Origin of the sequence: Catenovulum sediminis (assembly GCF_007289895.1) — a bacterium.
In the GTDB taxonomy this organism is placed as follows: Bacteria; Pseudomonadota; Gammaproteobacteria; order Enterobacterales; family Alteromonadaceae; genus Catenovulum; species Catenovulum sediminis.
On record NZ_CP041661.1, the window covers coordinates 151,302 to 170,045 of the forward strand.

The 18,744-nt window shown below is 41.5% G+C and carries 15 protein-coding genes; 7 read left to right on the top strand and 8 right to left on the bottom strand.

The genetic code is table 11. The features are described 5' to 3' along the window. Positions 1 to 2 precede the first annotated feature (2 nt). The gene (locus FNT16_RS18210) at positions 3 to 1,040 is read left to right on the top strand and encodes a Kelch repeat-containing protein (protein ID WP_246072575.1); all 1,038 of its coding nucleotides are present in this window, start codon (positions 3 to 5) and stop codon (positions 1,038 to 1,040) included. On the opposite strand, the gene rhaM is transcribed toward FNT16_RS18210, so the two are convergent. From rhaM to FNT16_RS18225, 3 genes are all read right to left on the bottom strand, one after another. After that, positions 1,015 to 1,329, bottom strand: coding sequence for an L-rhamnose mutarotase (gene rhaM / locus FNT16_RS18215; protein ID WP_143873219.1), 315 nt, complete (start codon positions 1,327 to 1,329; stop codon positions 1,015 to 1,017). The two genes, FNT16_RS18210 and rhaM, sit on opposite strands and share 26 nt — an antisense overlap. 38 nt (positions 1,330 to 1,367) lie before the next feature. Continuing rightward, on the bottom strand, positions 1,368 to 3,500 hold the full coding sequence (locus FNT16_RS18220) for a beta-galactosidase (RefSeq protein ID WP_143873221.1): 2,133 nt from the start codon (positions 3,498 to 3,500) through the stop codon (positions 1,368 to 1,370). 350 nt (positions 3,501 to 3,850) lie between these two features. Further along, on the bottom strand, positions 3,851 to 5,737 hold the full coding sequence (locus tag FNT16_RS18225) for a GGDEF domain-containing protein (RefSeq protein ID WP_143873223.1): 1,887 nt from the start codon (positions 5,735 to 5,737) through the stop codon (positions 3,851 to 3,853). 135 nt (positions 5,738 to 5,872) lie between these two features. On the opposite strand from FNT16_RS18225, the gene FNT16_RS18230 reads away from it, so the two are divergent. The 6 genes from FNT16_RS18230 to FNT16_RS18255 all read left to right on the top strand — a co-directional run bounded on the left by FNT16_RS18230 (position 5,873) and on the right by FNT16_RS18255 (position 12,392). Then, a complete protein-coding gene (locus FNT16_RS18230; RefSeq protein WP_143873225.1) occupies positions 5,873 to 6,592 on the top strand; it encodes a response regulator transcription factor in 720 nt (239 codons plus the stop codon). Further along, positions 6,589 to 7,944 carry a histidine kinase sensor domain-containing protein gene (locus tag FNT16_RS18235; protein ID WP_143873227.1) on the top strand — a complete coding sequence of 452 codons (1,356 nt, stop codon included), beginning with the start codon at positions 6,589 to 6,591 and terminating at the stop codon, positions 7,942 to 7,944. The genes FNT16_RS18230 and FNT16_RS18235 overlap by 4 nt, the downstream gene beginning before the upstream one ends. 141 nt (positions 7,945 to 8,085) lie before the next feature. Then, positions 8,086 to 10,086: a TonB-dependent receptor domain-containing protein gene (locus FNT16_RS18240; protein WP_143873229.1), complete on the top strand. Its 2,001-nt coding sequence runs from the start codon at positions 8,086 to 8,088 to the stop codon at positions 10,084 to 10,086. 88 nt (positions 10,087 to 10,174) lie between these two features. Next, a complete protein-coding gene (locus tag FNT16_RS18245) occupies positions 10,175 to 10,468 on the top strand; it encodes a hypothetical protein (RefSeq protein ID WP_143873230.1) in 294 nt (97 codons plus the stop codon). After that, the gene (locus FNT16_RS18250; protein ID WP_143873232.1) at positions 10,468 to 12,063 is read left to right on the top strand and encodes a PepSY-associated TM helix domain-containing protein; all 1,596 of its coding nucleotides are present in this window, start codon (positions 10,468 to 10,470) and stop codon (positions 12,061 to 12,063) included. Before FNT16_RS18245 ends, FNT16_RS18250 begins: the two co-directional genes overlap by 1 nt. A 26-nt stretch (positions 12,064 to 12,089) precedes the next feature. Further along, on the top strand, positions 12,090 to 12,392 hold the full coding sequence (locus FNT16_RS18255; RefSeq protein ID WP_143873234.1) for a DUF3325 domain-containing protein: 303 nt from the start codon (positions 12,090 to 12,092) through the stop codon (positions 12,390 to 12,392). Positions 12,393 to 12,494: 102 nt separating this feature from the next. Here FNT16_RS18255 and FNT16_RS18260 read toward each other — a convergent pair whose 3' ends face one another. The 5 genes from FNT16_RS18260 to FNT16_RS21055 all read right to left on the bottom strand — a co-directional run bounded on the left by FNT16_RS18260 (position 12,495) and on the right by FNT16_RS21055 (position 18,550). Beyond that, positions 12,495 to 13,190, bottom strand: a complete 696-nt coding sequence (locus FNT16_RS18260) for an SDR family NAD(P)-dependent oxidoreductase (RefSeq protein ID WP_143873235.1) — start codon at positions 13,188 to 13,190, stop codon at positions 12,495 to 12,497. Positions 13,191 to 13,675: 485 nt separating this feature from the next. Further along, positions 13,676 to 14,875: an IS4 family transposase gene (locus FNT16_RS18265; RefSeq protein ID WP_185976798.1), complete on the bottom strand. Its 1,200-nt coding sequence runs from the start codon at positions 14,873 to 14,875 to the stop codon at positions 13,676 to 13,678. Positions 14,876 to 15,543: 668 nt separating this feature from the next. After that, positions 15,544 to 17,058, bottom strand: coding sequence for a tryptophan halogenase family protein (locus FNT16_RS18270; RefSeq protein WP_143873239.1), 1,515 nt, complete (start codon positions 17,056 to 17,058; stop codon positions 15,544 to 15,546). Then, on the bottom strand, positions 17,058 to 17,246 hold the full coding sequence (locus tag FNT16_RS21175; RefSeq protein WP_143873241.1) for a putative 2OG-Fe(II) oxygenase: 189 nt from the start codon (positions 17,244 to 17,246) through the stop codon (positions 17,058 to 17,060). Before FNT16_RS21175 ends, FNT16_RS18270 begins: the two co-directional genes overlap by 1 nt. Then, complete coding sequence (locus FNT16_RS21055; protein ID WP_143873243.1) at positions 17,213 to 18,550, bottom strand: 2OG-Fe(II) oxygenase family protein; 1,338 nt, start codon at positions 18,548 to 18,550, stop codon at positions 17,213 to 17,215. The genes FNT16_RS21175 and FNT16_RS21055 overlap by 34 nt, the downstream gene beginning before the upstream one ends. Positions 18,551 to 18,744 lie beyond the last annotated feature (194 nt).

Here is an 18,744-nt window from a genome sequence, read left to right on the forward strand (position 1 = left end):
AGATGAGATTTTTTTGCTTGTTATTGCTGGCTCAGATAAGTTTGATGGGATGTCAGAATCAACCTGATCAACCTGCTCAAAAAAACCAACAACAATTGCAACCAGCCGAGAACTGGCAAGCTGTTTTAACAAATGCTGAGCCCGTGCCGCGCCACGAAGCTACCTTTATTCAGTATAAAAATAAGTTTTATGCATTAGGTGGACGGGGTGTGAGAGCCGTCAGTATTTATGATCCAGTCAATAACAACTGGCAAAAAGGCAGTAAACCGCCTTTTCAAATCCATCACTTTCAGGCAGGCATTTATCAAGATAAAATTATCATCGCCGGTGCGATGACGGGTGGCTACCCAGATGAAAAACCGGTTGGTAATTTAATTTATTATTATCCTGAACAAGACAAATGGGAAATTGGTCCGTCTATTCCAGAAAATCGCCGTCGTGGCGGCGCGGGCGTGATTATTAAAGGCGACAATTTATATCTAGCGGCCGGCATTACCAATGGACACATTGACGGTTGGGTAAATTGGCTGGATGTTTATAACTTCACAAGCGGAAAATGGCAACAGCTACCCGATGCGCCCAGAGCACGTGATCATTTTCAGGCAGGTTTAATCGGTGAACAAATTTATTTAGTGGGCGGCAGAAGAACCTCTAAAGTAACCAACCAAGTATTTTCTCTGTTAGTGATGCCCGTTGATGTATACGATATAAAAAGCAAAACTTGGCGTACTTTACCCGCTAAAAATAATCTGCCGACCGGTCGCGCTGGCACCTCCACTCTGGTGGTAGGTGAAAACCTGATTGTATTGGGCGGAGAAAGTGATCGGCCCGGCGTCGCACATAATGAGGTGGAAGCATATAATATAAAGTCTGAACAATGGCGAACTTTACCTAACATGCTGCAAGGACGACATGGCTCAGGCGCAATTTTATACGATAATTCCATCTGGACGTGCTGCGGCTCTGGTAACCGCGGTGGTAGCCCAGAGCTCACGACAACAGAAAAACTAAAGCTTAATCTAAATGGAACACTTGATTAAGTTCAACAACGGTGGGGCTGTTATCTGGATTGGTTTGCATAATATCTGCCATGTACGCCCACCACTTTTTAACCACTTCAGTGGTGGGTAATTTGTCCATGGTATGTTGATTATTCCGCCATAGAACTGCAAAGAGTTGCAAACTCTCCTGATGCAAATATATCGAATAATCGTGAATACCTGCTTGTTTAAGTTCGACAGCTAATTCCGGCCATATTTCATCATGCCGCTTTTTATATTCATCTTCACAACCTTGATTTAGCTGCATAACAAATGCAATTTTTTCCATTTTTCATTCTCTGTAAATTTAATCTATTGCGCGTATCTTTATAAATTTGCTGGATAAACAACGCGCCAGTCATATGCCGCTATATGAAGCTCTGTATTGGTAATTTTTTTACCGCTAATAGCATCTTTAGAGCCCGCTGGAATTTGTAACCTTCCACCTTGTCCGTCCATATTAATCACCACCCATAATTTATGCCCATTATGATCGAGCCGGGGGGCAACTATTGTTCCTGAACTCACGTTATATTTTTCGGTAACACCAGACAAATCTGCGTAGTAGGTAATTAACGTGTTGATAAATCGCTGTGCACTTTCACCGTGAGGCTGTGCCCCTAATACAACGACACGACCTTTACCAATTGAACGCTCAGTGATAAATGCATGGCCTGCAGCGACTCCACTTTCAATCGTCGCAATCGTTTTGGTACCCGCTTTCGGTTGCATCGCAGCACACCACCCGCTGAGCTCTGTTTCTATATTAAAGCCACGTCCTTTCGAACCGGTTTTAGTCAGCGGTACAACAAATTTCGTTTCGACGCCAGAAAATTCATCTAACAAACCCAAACCTGCTGTAGTGGGTACTGTGTGTTCTTTACCACGCGTACCCGTAACCGGCCCGGCAATCCAAGTGCCACCTTCTTTGACAAATTTAAGCACTCTAGCCATAAATATTTCGCTTACATAGGGCATTGCAGGCGTAATTAATACTTTTAAGCCACTTAGCTCTGCGTTTTCAAATCGAACGTCGCGGTGAATTCCCAAATCCATTACGTGTTTTTGCCACATTTCAATGACACCACGGTAACGATTCGGGAAATTTTCACGTTTATCCAGAGCTTCTGTTTCAATCATAGCCCGCGCATGATCAGAATAAGTAATTGCGACCTGTGCGCCCACCATTTTTCCGCCCAGTACAAATGGTTCTAGTTGCTGTCGCGCTTTTGATACTTTTTCAACTTCTGTATAACCAATGCTAGGCTTAAACCATGCACTCATAACCGCACTGTGTGGAAGCTCTGCACCACTGCGTTGCTGACGCCATAGCCAATAACAAAAAGCTTCCCCGCCTAACGCATATACAGATAATGCTTCTACCTTCAAGAATTCAGGCGGATGCGGCGGTTGATGATTACCCAACCAGCCGTTGTGAGATACACTGGTTTCCATCAACCAAAACGGACGTCCCGGGATAGCAGAACGATACATATCAGAACGGTAAACCAAAGCGGGCCATTGTTTATCGTTTGGATAAGCGTCATATGAAGCAAAATCTTGCGCTCGCATGGACCGTTCGTGGTGAATATTAAAGGCTGGATTATCATTATGGGTCACGGGTAAGTCGGAATATTCGTGCAAAATATCACTTTGCTCCTTCATAAAATCGGCCACACTTTCCCGACAAAACATTTTATATGCGGTGATTAACGAAGCATTATGCAAAAACGGGGTTTTAACAGGTGCGGGTACCTGCTCAAAACGCTGATAATGTTGACTCCAAATATGGGTTCCCCAAGCTTCGTTAAGTTTTTCAATCGTGCCGAATTTCGCTTTTAACCACTTATGCCAGTTGACAATCGCTGCATCGCTAAAATCTTCTGCCACATGAGCTTTCATTTCGTTATCGATCTGCCAGCCAATTAAAGCTGGATGTTTACCCAACTCTTTCGCCATTGCTCTGATAATATTAAAACAGGCTTTTTTAATGGCTGGGTGTTCGTAACTGGCATGTTGGCGTGCGCCATGGTGCATTATCTCGCCATTTTCATTCTTGTGCAGACGCTCAGGATGACCGTGTGTAAGCCATATCGGTGGCGTTGCGGTTGGCGTACATAAAACAACATCAATGCCCGCGGTATGCATTTTATCCATTACCATTTTGAATAAACTTAAGTTAATGTATCCTTCTTCTGGCTCCATGGTTGACCATGCAAATTCAGCCATACGGGCCACATTGATACCCAGTTTTTTCATCTCGGCGATGTCTCTATCTATATCTTCTAACGGCCAAAGCTCGGGATAATAAGCTACGCCGTGGTAAAGTTTTTTAATTTTGTAGTTCGCAATTCGCTGAGGTGTACTTGACGCTGAAAAGGCGATCCCTGATTTGACCGCCATTCCGGCTCCTAGCCCAATACCTGCGATTTTGAACATATCTCGACGGCTTACTTTCATCTTTATTTCCCACTTTTTAGTTAAGTTTGTACATGTCTAATTTGATTTTTATTATGTGGATGTTCAGCACCTCATTAGGGTGAATATTAAGCGATCCAAACATCCATCATATCCCTTGATGTTATTATCTTGACACTGTTGTTAACGGTGAAAGTCTTGTTTTAATAATTCTTTTACAATAGATAGTAACGGCCAGAATAATCACAGTCAACAACCATTAGTCATATTCAGTCAATAAGTTTCAAAAAGGGAGGTATTTGTTATAGAATTGCTCATTCATATTGGCAGGTTCATATTGATGAAAAACAAACTTAACTGGATCTGATTTTGCAGCTTAACCAAACTAATTGTTAATCAGTTGGTGGGAGTGACTTTTTTGCTCTTTTTTCTAGGTAAAGCGCTTTGTCGGCTTCAGTAATCGCATGTTCAATATTTACAAGCTTATGCTGTTTAAAAGTATAAAAACCGATACTAATACCTAATTTAAAATCTAATTTTTCTTGCTGATTTATTTTGAACAAGCGAGATTCAAGCCGATTTGCCACCTGTTTTGCTTGTGTTTGATTCATGGCTGTACAGACTATGAATTCATCGCCCCCTACGCGTGCAATCACGTCTGATTTTCTAAAAAGTGATGTCAAACACTCAGCAGCTAAACAAATTGCTTCATCCCCTTTAGCATGGCTCAATTTGTCATTGATTTGTTTAAGATCGTCTAGATCTGCATAAAAAATAGTAAACTCGTTGGAGCCTGATTCTTTTTGCAAGTTATTGAATGATTCGTGTAATCCACGACGATTTAGCAAACCAGTCATCTCATCCAAATTGGAAAGCTCTTTAAGGGTTTGATTGTAATGTGAAAGCTGTTCGTTTCTTTCCGTCAATCGTTTTAATAAATGCTGGTTGCGATCCACTGCATTTTCAAAGTTATTAAATATCTGTACGGTATTCAGTGTACTGGCAATATTGGCACAGATATCCTGTGCATCCTGCACTCGGCCGACGGATAAATCAAACACCACAAAACCAAAATGCCGATCGGCAAAATACAGATTGTTGACGACTAAACAAGCATAGTCATCCAATTTAAATAACGTCTTGGGTATCAAATCACGGGTCGGGAAAATATTCCCCTCCTCTATCGCAACACGTTTTCCCGCATCAAACGCGTACACCAGCTTAGCGTTTTGTGGCAATTGAGTATCTTCTTGTAATTGAAACGGTTCATTTTGATAAAGTGAAATGAAACAGCCTCGAATGCCACGATTCACAAGCGCTGTGGTTAATTTGACAAAATAATCCTGATAGTCAAATGCTTGCACGTTTTCATATATATTAAATTCTTGCGTAAATAACCGATTGTCCGTCCCTGCGGGCTGAAATTGATTATTACAACCACAGGATTGACGATACTTTATCGGTGCAGGAAATAATTTAAATTTTGGCATTGCAGCGTTGTTTAACAAAGTATCAACGACATATTCAGCCATCGCCTCGTGCGGGTGTTCTGCAGTTGTTAATTGCGGGTTAATTAAACGCGCATTAAGCGCATTGTCAAAACCGACAACGGCATATTTTCCAATTTTATCCTGCGCAAAATGGTTAATATAATCCAATGCCGCAATTGCCGTTTCGTCATTGGGAAAAATAATAGCTTCAATGTTCCGCGATTCTGCTATCACTTTTTTGATAAACCGAATAGCGCCATCTGCACTCCAATCCGCTTGTTCAACTAAGGTATTTTTTGCTAATCCATATGCAGCTAATGTATTCAGCGTTGCCGCCGCGCGCTTTTGCGCTTCAGGTTCTGTTTCCGGTCCTTTTAAAACAGCGAAACGTGAATACTGGTGTTTTTCAATTAAATGTTTCACCATTTCGGCTGATGCACTTGCACTATCGATTTGTACTGAGTGACAACCGGGTCTTTCGTTGTAATACACTACGGTCGGGCAATCCAACTTATCTAAAAACAAAGCTTCAAACTTATCTCTAGGGTATGCTCGGGGAACTGCAGCACTGGTTGCAACCAAAAAGTCTATCATGCCTTTTTGAGGAAACTGATAGACAAAATTTCGCTGCGCTTGTGCATATTGTTTAGCGCCCAAGGTTCTGCCCTCATAAACGATTAAAGCCACCCCTTTTTGATTGGCTAATTTTTGTAAGCTTCTGAATATTCGTCCATTATTATTGCGGGTCAGTTCTGAAGAAATTAAAGCCAGCCGCTTTTTATATGTCATATTTGTTCGAATAGCTAATGTATAATTTTATAAGCATAGCTGTTAGTTAATATTTTTGCCTGATTTCTTGGCATGCTGGATAGTTGACTTACCGCACAATGTTAATGATAATTGTTTTCAATTACATTATTAAAAATGATACAACTTGTGCAGCCCAATACATTGACTTTACCTCGAATTTTAATCGTCGAAGACGATAAACAGCTTAACCAACAATTGTCTGAATTATTTTCCCATGCCGGGTATGCAGTTGACACCTGCTTTGATGGGGAACAAGGTTTGATCAATGCAACCACACAAGACCCTGATCTTGTTTTGCTGGATGTGATGCTGCCTAAACGTGATGGTTTTTCTGTATTAAGCATGCTGCGTAAAACAAGTCAGGTGCCGGTGATTATGTTGTCCGCCAAGGGCGCAGAGCAAGCGCGGATAACAGGGTTAAGTCAGGGCGCGGATGATTACGTATCTAAACCATTCAACCGCACTGAGTTAATGTTAAGAATTGAGGCTTTACTCAGACGCACTCATCAACATCAACATCAACAAGAATCAGAAAGTTATCAATTAATTTTTGATGGTTTAACTATCAACAGACAAACACAATCAGCCATTGTTAATACAACAACCTTAGAACTGACACAAATCCAATTCAAGTTACTGGCAGAACTGGTGCAGCATAAAGGCGAAGTTTTATCTAAAGCCTACCTTTACCAAAAAGTGCTGCACAAAACCTTTGGTGCGCATGACAGAAGCTTAGACATGCACCTGAGCAGAGTCCGGCGCAAATTAAACAACGCAGGTTGGCCCGGTGAACGTTTAGAAACCGTACACGGCAAAGGGTATTGTTTAATATGAATAAACGCTTGTTCTGGAAGTTGTGTTTAATTATCGCTACCGGTGTCGTTGCACTTTTTTATGCGATAAATATGCTGGCTCAGCACACAGAAGAAGATATGAGCATGCTGGCGCCGGAAGATCGTCAACAGCTCAATGATTGGGGTCAGCAAGCAGAAAAATTATACTATGCCGGCAACAAAGCGGCGTTACATGATTGGTTAGAAACATTAAAAAAACAAGAAAATACCTGGGTTTCGATTGTTGAATATGAATTTACCAAAATAGCAGGCGATCCGTTAAACGACATTTACACTGAACGCTTTTTTTTAGGACGCAGCGTCGACTGGAAAATCCATTTGTACTTAAACTACAACCCGGTAATGGATATTCCCTTTGAACAGGGCCAGAAAAGCTTTTTAATTAAATTACCTAAGAGAATGCGTCCCGGTTCGTACTGGCAAACAACGCGTTTTATTTTAAAAATTATTTTGCCGATGCTGCTGCTGAGTTTGCTTTCGTGGGTTTTGTACCATCACATCATGGACCCGTTAAAAAAGCTGGAACGCGCCACACGGGAATTTAGCAAAGGTCATTTTGCAGTGCGGGTAAATCAATCAATAGGCAAACGCAATGACGAAATATCGCAACTGGCAAATACATTTGATCAAATGGCACACCGCATTGGTGCTTTAATCAATAGTCAGCGTCAATTAATAGCAGACTTATCCCACGAACTGCGTACCCCACTCACCCGCCTAGACATCGCTGTGCAAAGTTTGCAAGACCAGCACAACTGCTTGCAAAATCTTGAACGGGTAGAGCGTGAATCTAAACAGATACGCAAATTAGTCGATGATACATTAACGCTTGCCTGGCTGGAAAATGAGCGCCCAGACATTCAACTGGAAACCGTGGAACTGGTAGACTTAATAGATGTAATTATCGACGATGCTCAGTTTGAATTTCCGCAAAATAAAATGCGCATCAAATTGCCCGATAGTGCCCTTATTCAACAATCAAACCACCGGGCGATAGGCCAGGCAACCGAAAATATCCTGCGCAATGCACTTAGATATACGCCCAATAATAAAACAGTCGAAATTATCCTGAGTGAAGAACCTAAAGAATTTATTTTATCTATCGGCGATGAAGGTCCTGGTGTACCCGAGGACATGCTGGAATCTATATTTCAGCCATTTTTCAGGGTAGACAAAGCCCGCATGGCTCATACAAATAGCTTCGGATTAGGTTTAGCGCTTGCAAAACGCCAATTAGAGTCCGTTGCCGCACGCATTAAAGCCAGTAATAAACCAAACGGTGGTTTACTCATGCAAATTTACTTGCCAAAAAACGACAAGTTTAAAACGTAACAAAATATTGGCAAATGTAACAATTGCAAAAGCACTTCCCAATAGCAATCTTAATGATAATAATTCTCATTATTCGATTATGTATAATTTTAAAACTTTCAAATCGAAAATATTTAAAAATAACGATAATGAGACTGATATATGCAGAACATTAAAAGCGCTTCAAAAAACTTTACATCCAACCTACTGACCGCAGCGATTGTCAGCAGTTTTGTCGCAACCCCGGTTTTCGCAGCCGAAAAAAACAAAAAGTCAGATCTGGATGATATTGAAATGATTCAGGTTAAAGGGCAAGCAACCAGTGGTCTTGACCGATTAATCGGTCAAGATGAATTAGAAAAACTTCAAGCCAATGATTTAGCCGATATTTTCCGCCTAGATACTTCAGTCAATGTTGGCGGTTCGGTCGGTATGTCACAAAAAATCTACCTGCGAAATGTCGGTGAAGATATGCTACATATTTCAATCGATGGTGCGGAAATCGCAGAAGCGGTATTTCACCACGCAGGTCGCGTAACGGTTGAACCTGAAATATTAAAACAAGTAGAAATAGAAGCGGGTACCGGTAGCGCTGCAGTAGGTCCCGGCGCGTTAGGAGGTGCGGTACGCTTAACCACTAAAAACCCAATAGACATGTTAACAAACGGCGAAAACTTTGGTGGTATCTTAAAAGCTTCGCATTTTAGCAATGGCAGTGGCAATAAAGTGAGTGTGACGGCTTATGGTGCTGATGATGATCGAAAATTGAGTGGTTTAGTCAATTTAGTTTCTGCGACAAATGATAATTTCGAAGATGGTGACGGCAACGAAATTGTCGGCAGTGGTGCAGATAAAATGCTCGGGTACCTAAAAGGGGTTGCCTACATAACCGATGGGCAGTATTTATCTGTCAGTTACGAAAATCTAGAAGAAGAAGGTGATATTTTATATAAACCTGAACTGATCCCGAGTCACAAAAACTGGATATCACCGACCCAAGGCACACGTGAAAGTATCATTGTTAATTATGGATATGACGATCTATCCAGCGATTTGCTCAACTTTAGAGTAACGGCTTATCAATCGAATCAGGAACAAACAAGGTACTACGACGAATATTTAGTGGAAGGAACCGTCGAGTCAAAAGGCATTAACATTCAAAATAAAAGCGAATTTTCTAATATATACCTTGTATATGGTTTGAACTACCGTCGTGATGAAAGCGCACTGGCCGAAACCCCAACACATGAAGAAGGTAAAGTAATCGGTGTTTTTGCGCAAAGTATTATCCAGGTAACGGATGCGCTAACCTTGTCTGCGGGGAGCCGCTTTGATGAATATGAATTAACAGATTGGCTTGGACAAGAAATCAGCGACAGTGGTTTTTCACCCAACCTAAGTGCAAGCTATCAGCTAACAGAAAAACTCGGCATCAGTGCAGGTTTCGCATCTGCAATGCGCGGGCCTAAAGTTAAAGATTCTTACAAAGTAGGTTATTACTCTAACGATCCTAATCTGAAAGCAGAGACCGCAACCAACCTTGAATTTGGTTTAGATTACCAAGGTGATAATTTTGAATTAGGTATTGGCCGTTACCAATCAACAATCAAAGACCCCATTGGCAATATGGCCCCTTGGGGTAAGGTTGCCGAAAATTTAGCACACGATCTAGAAACCGAAGGGGTTTATCTGCAGTTTGATCTAAATCTGGGTAATTTTTATCTGCACACAGATATTAACCATGCCACGACAGAGTTTAATGGTGATAAAGCAACACGTTATTTCCACAGCTCAACTGCAACAACAATGGGTGACAATTACATCTTAGACTTAAGTTATGTCGTGAATGACAAACTCACCTTAGGTTGGGTCACTCAATATGTTGAATCGGTTGCTCCATTTGAAGTATTGGTTGATGCGGGCGGCCCGTATGAAGAAACCTTAACGGCAAGCAAACAAGGTTATACACTGCACGATTTGTATGCATCATGGCAACCGTTAGATGTTTTAAAAGTCAATTTAGCGGTTAAAAACCTGTTGGATAAAACGTACCTAAGCCAAGGTTCAGTTGAAGATTTAACGCATAACGCAGGTTATGAAATTATCGCTGGTCAAAATGCAGTGGGGCGGGATATTCGCCTAACGGTAAGCTACGACTTTTAACCTTAGATAAAAACATCTAAACCTGACAACTGCATGCGGCATCTGCCAAGTGCAGTTGTCTTTTTCCGTCTCAAACTGATCTTTCGCCATGGCTAAAAACGATAAAACCCAAACTTTAAGGGTAATCACACGTATCTTAACTGCATTTGTCGGTGGATTTATCCTGACAAACCAATTTGCCATTTTGATTTCTTACCAAGCGCAAGAGGCTAAAAACGTCGATAGCATCGTTGGCGCTATGATGCTGAGTTTTATCCTGTATGCACTGATAATTATTTATGTATTTGCCTGTAAATCGACGACACGCGCATTGTTGTCAATTAGCGCCTTATGTTCAGCTTGTTTTGCTTTAATGGCTTACCTTGAATGGGTGTTCCGCTAATGAAAAATCGCTTTCGTCAATCGATGAACGGACTCCACACATGGACGGGTTTTGCGTTTGCTTGGCTATTATATTTTATCTTTGTAACCGGCACCTTGGGCTATTTTGAAGACGAAATAGACCGCTGGATGCAACCCGAAATGTCGCCTGTTAATCAGCCAATAAACTATGCGCAAACGTTGCAAAGTGCGCAGCAGCAATTAGAAAAAAATGCAGCCGATTCACCCAGTTGGTATCTGATGTACCCAACCCAGCGTTCGCCTTTTGTTAATATATCTTGGCTGCAACCGGCCGATCCGAAAAACAATGTAAAACGAGACTGGCAAGTTAAAAACATGAACATTGCCACTGGTGAAACCCTTGATGTGCGCGAAACCAGTGGTGGCATGACTTTGTACAGGATGCATTATAACTTGCATTATATACCCAAATTATGGGGATATATTTTAACCAGTTTAGCGGCCATGCTGATGTTAATCGGCTTGATAACCGGCATCATTATTCACAAAAAGATATTTGTTGAATTGTTTACCTTTAGAGCGAATAAAGGTCTGCGATCTTGGCTCGACATCCATAATGTCTTAAGCGTTTTGCCGCTACCCTTTCATTTAATGATTACCTATAGCGGATTAATGCTGTTAATGGTTGTCAGCATGTCAACCGTGATTGAAGTCAATTTTGGTGAAGGTCGAGAAAACAACAATCGTTTTTATAAAGAAGCTTTCGCCGATAAAAGTATACAAAAAAAAACAGACATTGAACCACAAAACTTATCTATGCTGCGTGTTTTACAAGATGCACAGCAAAAATATCCAGAACAGAAAATTAGCTACATCGGTTATCTAAAAAGGCATTCTGACAATCCGCATTTTGAAGTTTGGTTTGATCAATTTGAAGGGATCGAACGGGCATCATCTCTGACATATCAAATTAAAGACGGTCAGGTTGTGGTTGATATCTCAGACGGAAAAATGGGTTTCGCTGCGGGAATCTATGATTTTCTTGAACATTTACACGAAGGTTTATTTGCCGATATTTACCTGCGCTGGTTGTATTTTTTGTCCGGTTTAATGGGCGCGACTATGATTGCAAGCGGGACCATTATTTGGATAAAAAAACGCTTAAAAAATGCAGAAAAAAAGCAGAAGTTACAGCAACTTTTGTTTTTTGAACGACTCAACATTGCGATGATAATCGGTTTGCCGATAAGCGTTGCATGTTACTTTTTGAGTAATCGTTTGTTACCTGTATCTATGCCTGATAGAGCGGAGTGGGAAGTACATTGCATGTTTCTGGCGCTACTTATCAGCCTGTTATTTTGCACCTTTAGAGCCCAAAAATATTGTTGGCGAGATATGTTGTGGATAGCAAGTGCATCTTACCTGCTGTTACCTGTTATCAATTATCTATACACAGGTCACCATATTGCGGCCAGTATCATAAATGAAGATTGGATTATGTTTGGTTTTGACTTAACCGCATTGATCACAGGTGCCGTGTTTGCCTGCACGGCCACCCTGTTCGGTAAGAAAAATGCAATAGCCAGTCATGCTGAGCCAAACCATGACGAAACCTATCCGCTTCAAAAGTATTAACCAACACAAATACATAAGACTAAATTATGATGTTTATTAGCCAAGTTTTAATGCAATTGTTAGGTTTTAGCTTATTAGCCCTATCGCTAAACCGGCATTATCAGCAGGTTGCCGGACGCACAAAGCGCTTATCGAAAATAAAAATCAAATGGTTTCGTATCGCGGGTTATGGGATCTTATGTGTTAGCGCTGCGATCATAATAGTACTAAAAGGGTTCGCCGTAGGGATGACATACTGGCTTGCCTTAGCCACGTTAGATGCACTGTGTATCGCGCTTATTTTGACCTATAGAGCAAAGTGGTTAAGATATTTTGTCAAAATTAAATAACTGTGCCGAATGCAGCCACTAAAAATATACCGAAGGCACATACAAAAACCTCAGCCAATCAATTTAATGGGCTGAGGTTTTGTTATTTTAAGCTTTCAACCGCTAAAAATTTTCTTCTACTTGAGGTCTTAATACCAACTCATGGATATGAGTATTTGCATCCGCTTTTAAATTAGCCATGATCGCTTTGGCAACTGACTTTGCACTTAAATACATTGGCCGTTCGCTGGAGCGGAAACTGGTATCGACACCACCGGGATACACAGAAAGAAAATGAATGTTGTCTTGCCTTCGCTCTTTACGCATCACTTTTGTGTAACTGTCTAATGCGGCTTTTGAAGCACTATATGCCGCAATCCCAGGGTTTGAAAATAGGCAAACGGTTGATAATACATTGACGATTTTACCTTTTTTTAATGCTTGCATTTGTGGGATCACCGCTTTACAAAATTCTATCGGCGCATAACAGTTAATTTGCATCATCCAATGCAAATCCTCTATTGCAACTTGATGCCCCTCGCCTCTAGCACTGTTAAGACCAGCGCAGTTAATCAAAATATCTACGTTGCCTAATTCCTGTGATGCATTACTGATAAACTGATGTATTTTATCGCTTTCTGAAGCACAGAAAGTATCTGTATAAACTCGGGTATCATCTGGTAATAATTTGACGGTTTCACGTAAACGCTCTTCGTTGCGGCCACATAAACTAAGCTTAAAACCTGACTTTGCCGCTTCAATGGCTAACGCTCGTCCTATCCCAGATGTCGCACCTGTAATCACCATATGTTGTTGCATTATTATTTCTCCCCACTTGAGTGTGTGTTTACAAAATCACTTTGTAACGGAGAAGACTTATAACATCTGTAGATGACGATCAAAAGAAAATTCGTTGACGCGGGCTTTGAGCTGCGAGCTGCGCATGTAGTGTAGGTCGCGCCTTTAGGCCGACAAAGCAGCGGGCTACGAGCTGCGAGCTACGCATGTAGTGTAGGTCGCGCCTTTAGGCCGACAAAAGCAGCGGGCTTTGAGCTTCGAGCTACGAGCTTCGAGCTTCGAGTTTCGAGTTTCGAGTTTCGAGTTTCGAGTTTCACAAATAGTGTGGGTCGTCCCTTTAGGGCGACATTGTGCAGATTGCAAGATTTGTCGGGCTGAAGCCGCGACCTACATTATTGAGTTTCGAGTTTCGAGTTTCGAGTTTTGAGCTTTTAGCTTCACAACCAATGTGGGTCGTCCCTTTAGGGCGACATTGTGCATATTGCAAGATTTGTCGGGCTGAAGCCTTAGGGATCCCCACAATTAAGGTGACATCTCGTTTCCATAATGAGTAACTCAAAAGCTTCTTGGAGCATCGAATTTGTTATAGCAAAACTTGAATTCAGCAATATTCTTTTGGCCAGATAGCAATATGATAAGACACGCCTTCGCTTTTCGGTATTGGCCTGAAAGTGTCGGTGATAACCTTGCAATTCTGCAGCTTTTCCAATGACGTATAGTTGCCACTGAGCCAGCAAAGCGATGAGTAGCAATGCCTGTAAACGCTCGATAGATTGGCTTCTAGAGCGCCTTAAGCCCAGCCCATAATATTCGTTTTTAGTGTCTCTAAAAGCTTCTTCTATTGTCATTCTACGCTTGTAAATATTAACCAGAGCAAGAGCAGAAAACTCATCTTCAGGTAGATTACTGACCAGAAACCAGGGCTCACTGTTACCTTTTGAATATTTTTTATAGCTGTTGCAGTTAGGTCGTTTCGTGGGTTTTTTGTGTTTCTTTGGTGGGGGTGATGTTTTATACAAGACGCCTCTGCAAGACCACTTGTGTTGTTTTGATAAGACTAAACCTTTTAAGGTAGTGGGTTTTGTTTTGGCCTGTGAGTGATAGGCATCCACCAATGTCCATTCTGAGTTATCATCTGTTTTACATTTTACAGTACCGCGAGTACGTGCAAGCCAATACCAATTTAATTTATCAATTGCTTTGAACCATGGCACTTTAAATCCAGCGTCTGTAACAATCACAGGACAACACTCATCGGGCAGAATCTGCTTTAAATTCTGAAGAAACTTGACATGAATTTTATGGTTATTCATAGCGCCTTCAGCGTGTACCTCTTCATAGATGGTAAAAGCTCGACCATCAAATGCGACCGAAGCTCGAAGTAGTACAAAGCTTTGGTCGTAAACACTTGACCAGTCAACAATAATGGGCATAGCACCCTCAATTCCACCCGTTAAATAAGCGGTCAGAGTCTTATAAAATTGCGTGCGGTTTTGTTGTAATTTCTCATTTTTAAGTAATCTATCAACACGTTTGATGCAATGTTTTTCTGTAGTGGAAGGGCTTTGCTCACCAAGTGTTCTGCCAATCGCGGTTAGGCTTAACTTCGCACCATGTTGAACACAAGAAACGGTATCGGAGAGTGCCTTTTTAATTCGTTTATCCAGTGCTATTGAATTTTCTGAAAGCAAGTTTGATAATAACAATTTGATGCCCCTTGTTGTAACTTGTTTTTGGCGAAATTAGTTTAACCAATAAGTGGGCATCTCTTCAAAATTTGTGGGGAGCCTTAAGGCTGAAGCCGCGACCTACATTTTTGGGCTTCGAGCTTCGAGCTTCGAGCTTCGAGCTTCACAACCAATGTGGGTCGTCCCTTTAGGGCGACATTGTGCAGATTGCAAGATTTGTCGGGCTGAAGCCGCGACCTACATTATTGAGTTTTGAGTTTTGAGTTTTGAGTTTTGAGTTTTGAGTTTTGAGTTTTGAGCTTTGAGCTTTGAGCTTTGAGCTTTGAGCTTCACAACCAGTGTGGGTCGTCCCTTTAGGGCGACATTGTGCATATTGCAAGATTTTTCGGGCTGAAGCCGCGACCTACATTTTTGAGTTTCGAGCTTCGAGTTTCGAGTTTCGAGTTTCGAGTTTCGAGTTTCGAGCTTCGAGCTTCGAGTTTCGAGCTTCGAGTTTCGAGTTTCGAGTTTCACAAATAGTGTGGGTCGTCCCTTTAGGGCGACATTGTGCAGATTGCAAGATTTGTCGTCCCTTTAGGCCGACAAAGGCAGCGGGCTTTGAACTAAGATTTAATAAAAGATAGATTTCCTCTAGAAATAAAGTCCGGTGTTTACGCCGACAAATTCTGCAATAAACATTTGTCGCCTTAAAAAGACGACTTACAAAATTTATCAATATATTGCTGATGCGTTGGTAATTGTTTAGCCGCTGCAGCCATCGCCGCTTTTAGTTTATTTAACCACGCCTGTGAGTCATTCGTTCTGTGTGCCATTAATGGTTCATAATTTTGTGGAATGTTAAATTGCCCAATGTGCACTGCTAACCAACTTGCTTTACCAAATAAATCCATTTCGCTCGATATCAATCGCCCGTAACGTTTAAAATGTTCAATTTTATATTGCAGCGAATCTGGGATCGCCATGCTGGCACAATAACGCCACATTTCACTGTCTTGACGTTCGGTTAACCGATAATGCAAAATTAAAAAATCCCGAATGTTTTCAATTTCTTTTATTGCAACTCGGTTATATTCATCGATAACCAATGGATCAAAATCTTTGTCCGGAAACAAGGCCAATAGTTTAGCGACTCCAGTTTGGATTAAGTGAATGCTAGTCGATTCCAAGGGCTCTAAAAATCCACTGGATAATCCAATCGCAACCACATTTTTATGCCAGAATAAATTTCTTCGCCCAGTTTTAAACTTCAGTAATTTCGCATCCGTTAGTCTTTTACCGTCTAAATTTTCTAACAAAATATCGCATGCCTGTGTTTCTGACATAAATTGACCACTGAATACATGTCCGTTGCCAGTTCTATGTTGTAGCGGAATACGCCATTGCCAGCCTGCCTGATGGGCGATAGATCGGGTATAGGGTGTCAATGTTGTTTTTTCACTTGCGACCGCCCATGCACTGTCACAAGGTAACCAATGATCCCAAGCTTGATAGCCCGTTTTTAAAGCACCTTCGATTAAAATGCCGCGAAAGCCCGAACAATCGATAAATAAATCAGCAGTTAGGGTCTCGCCATTTTGCATTGTAACAGACTGTACAAACCCTGAATCTGGATTAAGTGTGACATTATCCACTTTACCTTCAATACGCTTTACCCCTTTATTTTCTGCGTATTTGCGTAAAAACTGAGCGTACAAGCCCGCATCAAAATGATAAGCGTATTCATAAGTTGATAATACATTGCGCGGATCTCTGTTAGGTGGTGCAAATTTACCTTCACGCGCTGCAGCCCAAGCCATACAATAATCATCTAACGAACTGGCTTGTTGGTTTTGAAATGCTTGCAACCAATATTGATGCATATTCACCATATCAAAAGGTCGGCCAAAACTCCCAAACGGGTGAAAATAACTGTGTTGTTCACGTCCCCAGTTGACAAACTCAATGCCTAGCTTAAAAGTGCCTTTTGTTGCACGCACAAAGTCATTTTCATCAATGCCCAATGTTTGATTAAAAACACGAATGGGCGGTATGGTTGCTTCCCCTACTCCAACCGTTCCAATTGCTTCAGATTCAATTAGAGTAACCTCACAACCTTGTTGCAACGCATTGGCAAGCGCCGCTGCGGTCATCCAGCCCGCGGTTCCGCCACCAACAATCAATACTTTTTTTATGCTTTTAGATTTAGACTGTGCTGTTTGCATTAATTTATTCTCTTGTTTGTTCTGGCGACATCAAATGCAACCACCAAGCGTTCACCTTCATTAAAAGGAACAGTTGAGTGCCAGCTATAAGAAGGAAACAAAACCAAACGACCAATTTTAGGCTCGATTTTATTAACCGGCTCCAGTTCAATGTTTAACTCAGGTGGGGGGTGCCAAACTTGAGCCATCCGGCCGGTGGCGTGCCCATTTCAGTTTTTTTAGGTAAATCGATATAAAGCGCAGAACTAATCCAACCGAGTGGATGTGTATGGCTGACATTAAACCCTTGGGCTTGCAAGCGCACCGACCAACTTCCTGAAAACTGAATCATTCCGTTTTTAATTTGCTCACGGTTAGCCGTGTTTAACGGGTGATCCGCGTCCAGTAATGGCAACTCTTGATTATATCGGCAGATTTGCCTTTCAATACGGTGTTTCAATTGTCGGATAATAGGTTCATGGCGCAAAAACAAGTTTTGGTTTGTTTGCGTCCCGCCTCGAACAGATTGCTCGGCAAACGGCGCGCTTGCTGTGTGTAAATGACGTAATGTCGCGCCTAACTCAGCCATTTGCTTAGCGGTTAAATCAATGTCATAACTTTTTATAAGCGCTGGATTATCTAGCCATTGTGCTTTGGTATTATCTTGCAGCCGCCAGATAAGCGTAAGATAAGGCCAAAAAACAGCAGCCGATTCGGTGTTTACATAGGTCAGTGCAATTTTTTCCGCTGTTGAGATATTCCGTTTTTTTAAACAAAAGCGCAAATATGCCATATCACGTACAACATGATTTATATTTTCAGTTTGAATAAATAAATTTTCTGCTAATTTATCATCGCCTGATTCACTGGCAATAAAGGTACGTGCTACTTTTAGCTCAATATTATTTGCGAAATATTTTTCTGCTTGCTGAATAATCTGTAGCGCACGGGGCCAATCTTTTAATTGAGCAGTAGCCTGATACCAAGCCAACCAAAGATGTAAGTTTTTGGGTTGCGCACGACACGCTTGCTGATATGAATGTGTAAACGTCTGTGTTTTGCCGCTTGTATACCTTTGTGTTGTTAATAATTTATGGCCGTCTAGCCAATCAGGACAATCTCGTAATACTGCAGATAGGATTGCGTCAGCTTTATCGACTTGTTGATCGGCTACCAGTGCTGACGCGTAACCGCGCAGCGCATTTAAATCAGTGGGGGCTATTTTGATAACTTGCAAAAATGCATCTTGTGCATCGAAACCTGCAAGATAACGACTTTGTGCATATGCCATTGCACTGTCATAATCGTTTGGTTTAAATTTTAACGCCTGCTGTAAGGCTTTAGCTGCTTCAGGTTCTAACTGCGCTTGATGATATGCATAGCCTAATAATTTCCAAACTTCGAACTTCGATGAATCAGATTCGATAAAAGCATTCAGTTGATTTATGGCTCTTTCAATATGTCCGTTTTGTATATCTTGCTGAGCTTGTTGTAATAATTTGTTTAATTGCAAATTCCGTCTCCGAACAATAATACCTAGCTGAGCTAAAATGTCGGGCTGAAGCCGCGACCTACATTTTGGAGCTTTGAGCTTTGAGCTACGAGCTACGCATGTAGTGTAGGTCGCGCCTTTAGGCCGACAAAGCAGCGAACTGCGAGTTTCAAGCTTCAAGTTTCGAGCTTCGAGCTTCGAGCTTCGAGCTTCGA

Coding starts and splice junctions, on each gene's coding strand:
- rhaM (WP_143873219.1), bottom strand. CDS start 1,329: ATGGAAAAAATTGCATTTGTTATGCAGCTAAATCAAGGTTGTGAAGAT.
- FNT16_RS18225 (WP_143873223.1), bottom strand. CDS start 5,737: ATGACATATAAAAAGCGGCTGGCTTTAATTTCTTCAGAACTGACCCGC.
- FNT16_RS18270 (WP_143873239.1), bottom strand. CDS start 17,058: ATGCAAACAGCACAGTCTAAATCTAAAAGCATAAAAAAAGTATTGATT.
- FNT16_RS21175 (WP_143873241.1), bottom strand. CDS start 17,246: ATGGCTCAAGTTTGGCACCCCCCACCTGAGTTAAACATTGAACTGGAG.
- FNT16_RS18245 (WP_143873230.1), top strand. CDS start 10,175: ATGGCTAAAAACGATAAAACCCAAACTTTAAGGGTAATCACACGTATC.
- FNT16_RS18260 (WP_143873235.1), bottom strand. CDS start 13,190: ATGCAACAACATATGGTGATTACAGGTGCGACATCTGGGATAGGACGA.
- FNT16_RS18240 (WP_143873229.1), top strand. CDS start 8,086: ATGCAGAACATTAAAAGCGCTTCAAAAAACTTTACATCCAACCTACTG.
- FNT16_RS18235 (WP_143873227.1), top strand. CDS start 6,589: ATGAATAAACGCTTGTTCTGGAAGTTGTGTTTAATTATCGCTACCGGT.
- FNT16_RS18255 (WP_143873234.1), top strand. CDS start 12,090: ATGATGTTTATTAGCCAAGTTTTAATGCAATTGTTAGGTTTTAGCTTA.
- FNT16_RS18250 (WP_143873232.1), top strand. CDS start 10,468: ATGAAAAATCGCTTTCGTCAATCGATGAACGGACTCCACACATGGACG.
- FNT16_RS18220 (WP_143873221.1), bottom strand. CDS start 3,500: ATGAAAGTAAGCCGTCGAGATATGTTCAAAATCGCAGGTATTGGGCTA.
- FNT16_RS18210 (WP_246072575.1), top strand. CDS start 3: ATGAGATTTTTTTGCTTGTTATTGCTGGCTCAGATAAGTTTGATGGGA.
- FNT16_RS18230 (WP_143873225.1), top strand. CDS start 5,873: ATGATACAACTTGTGCAGCCCAATACATTGACTTTACCTCGAATTTTA.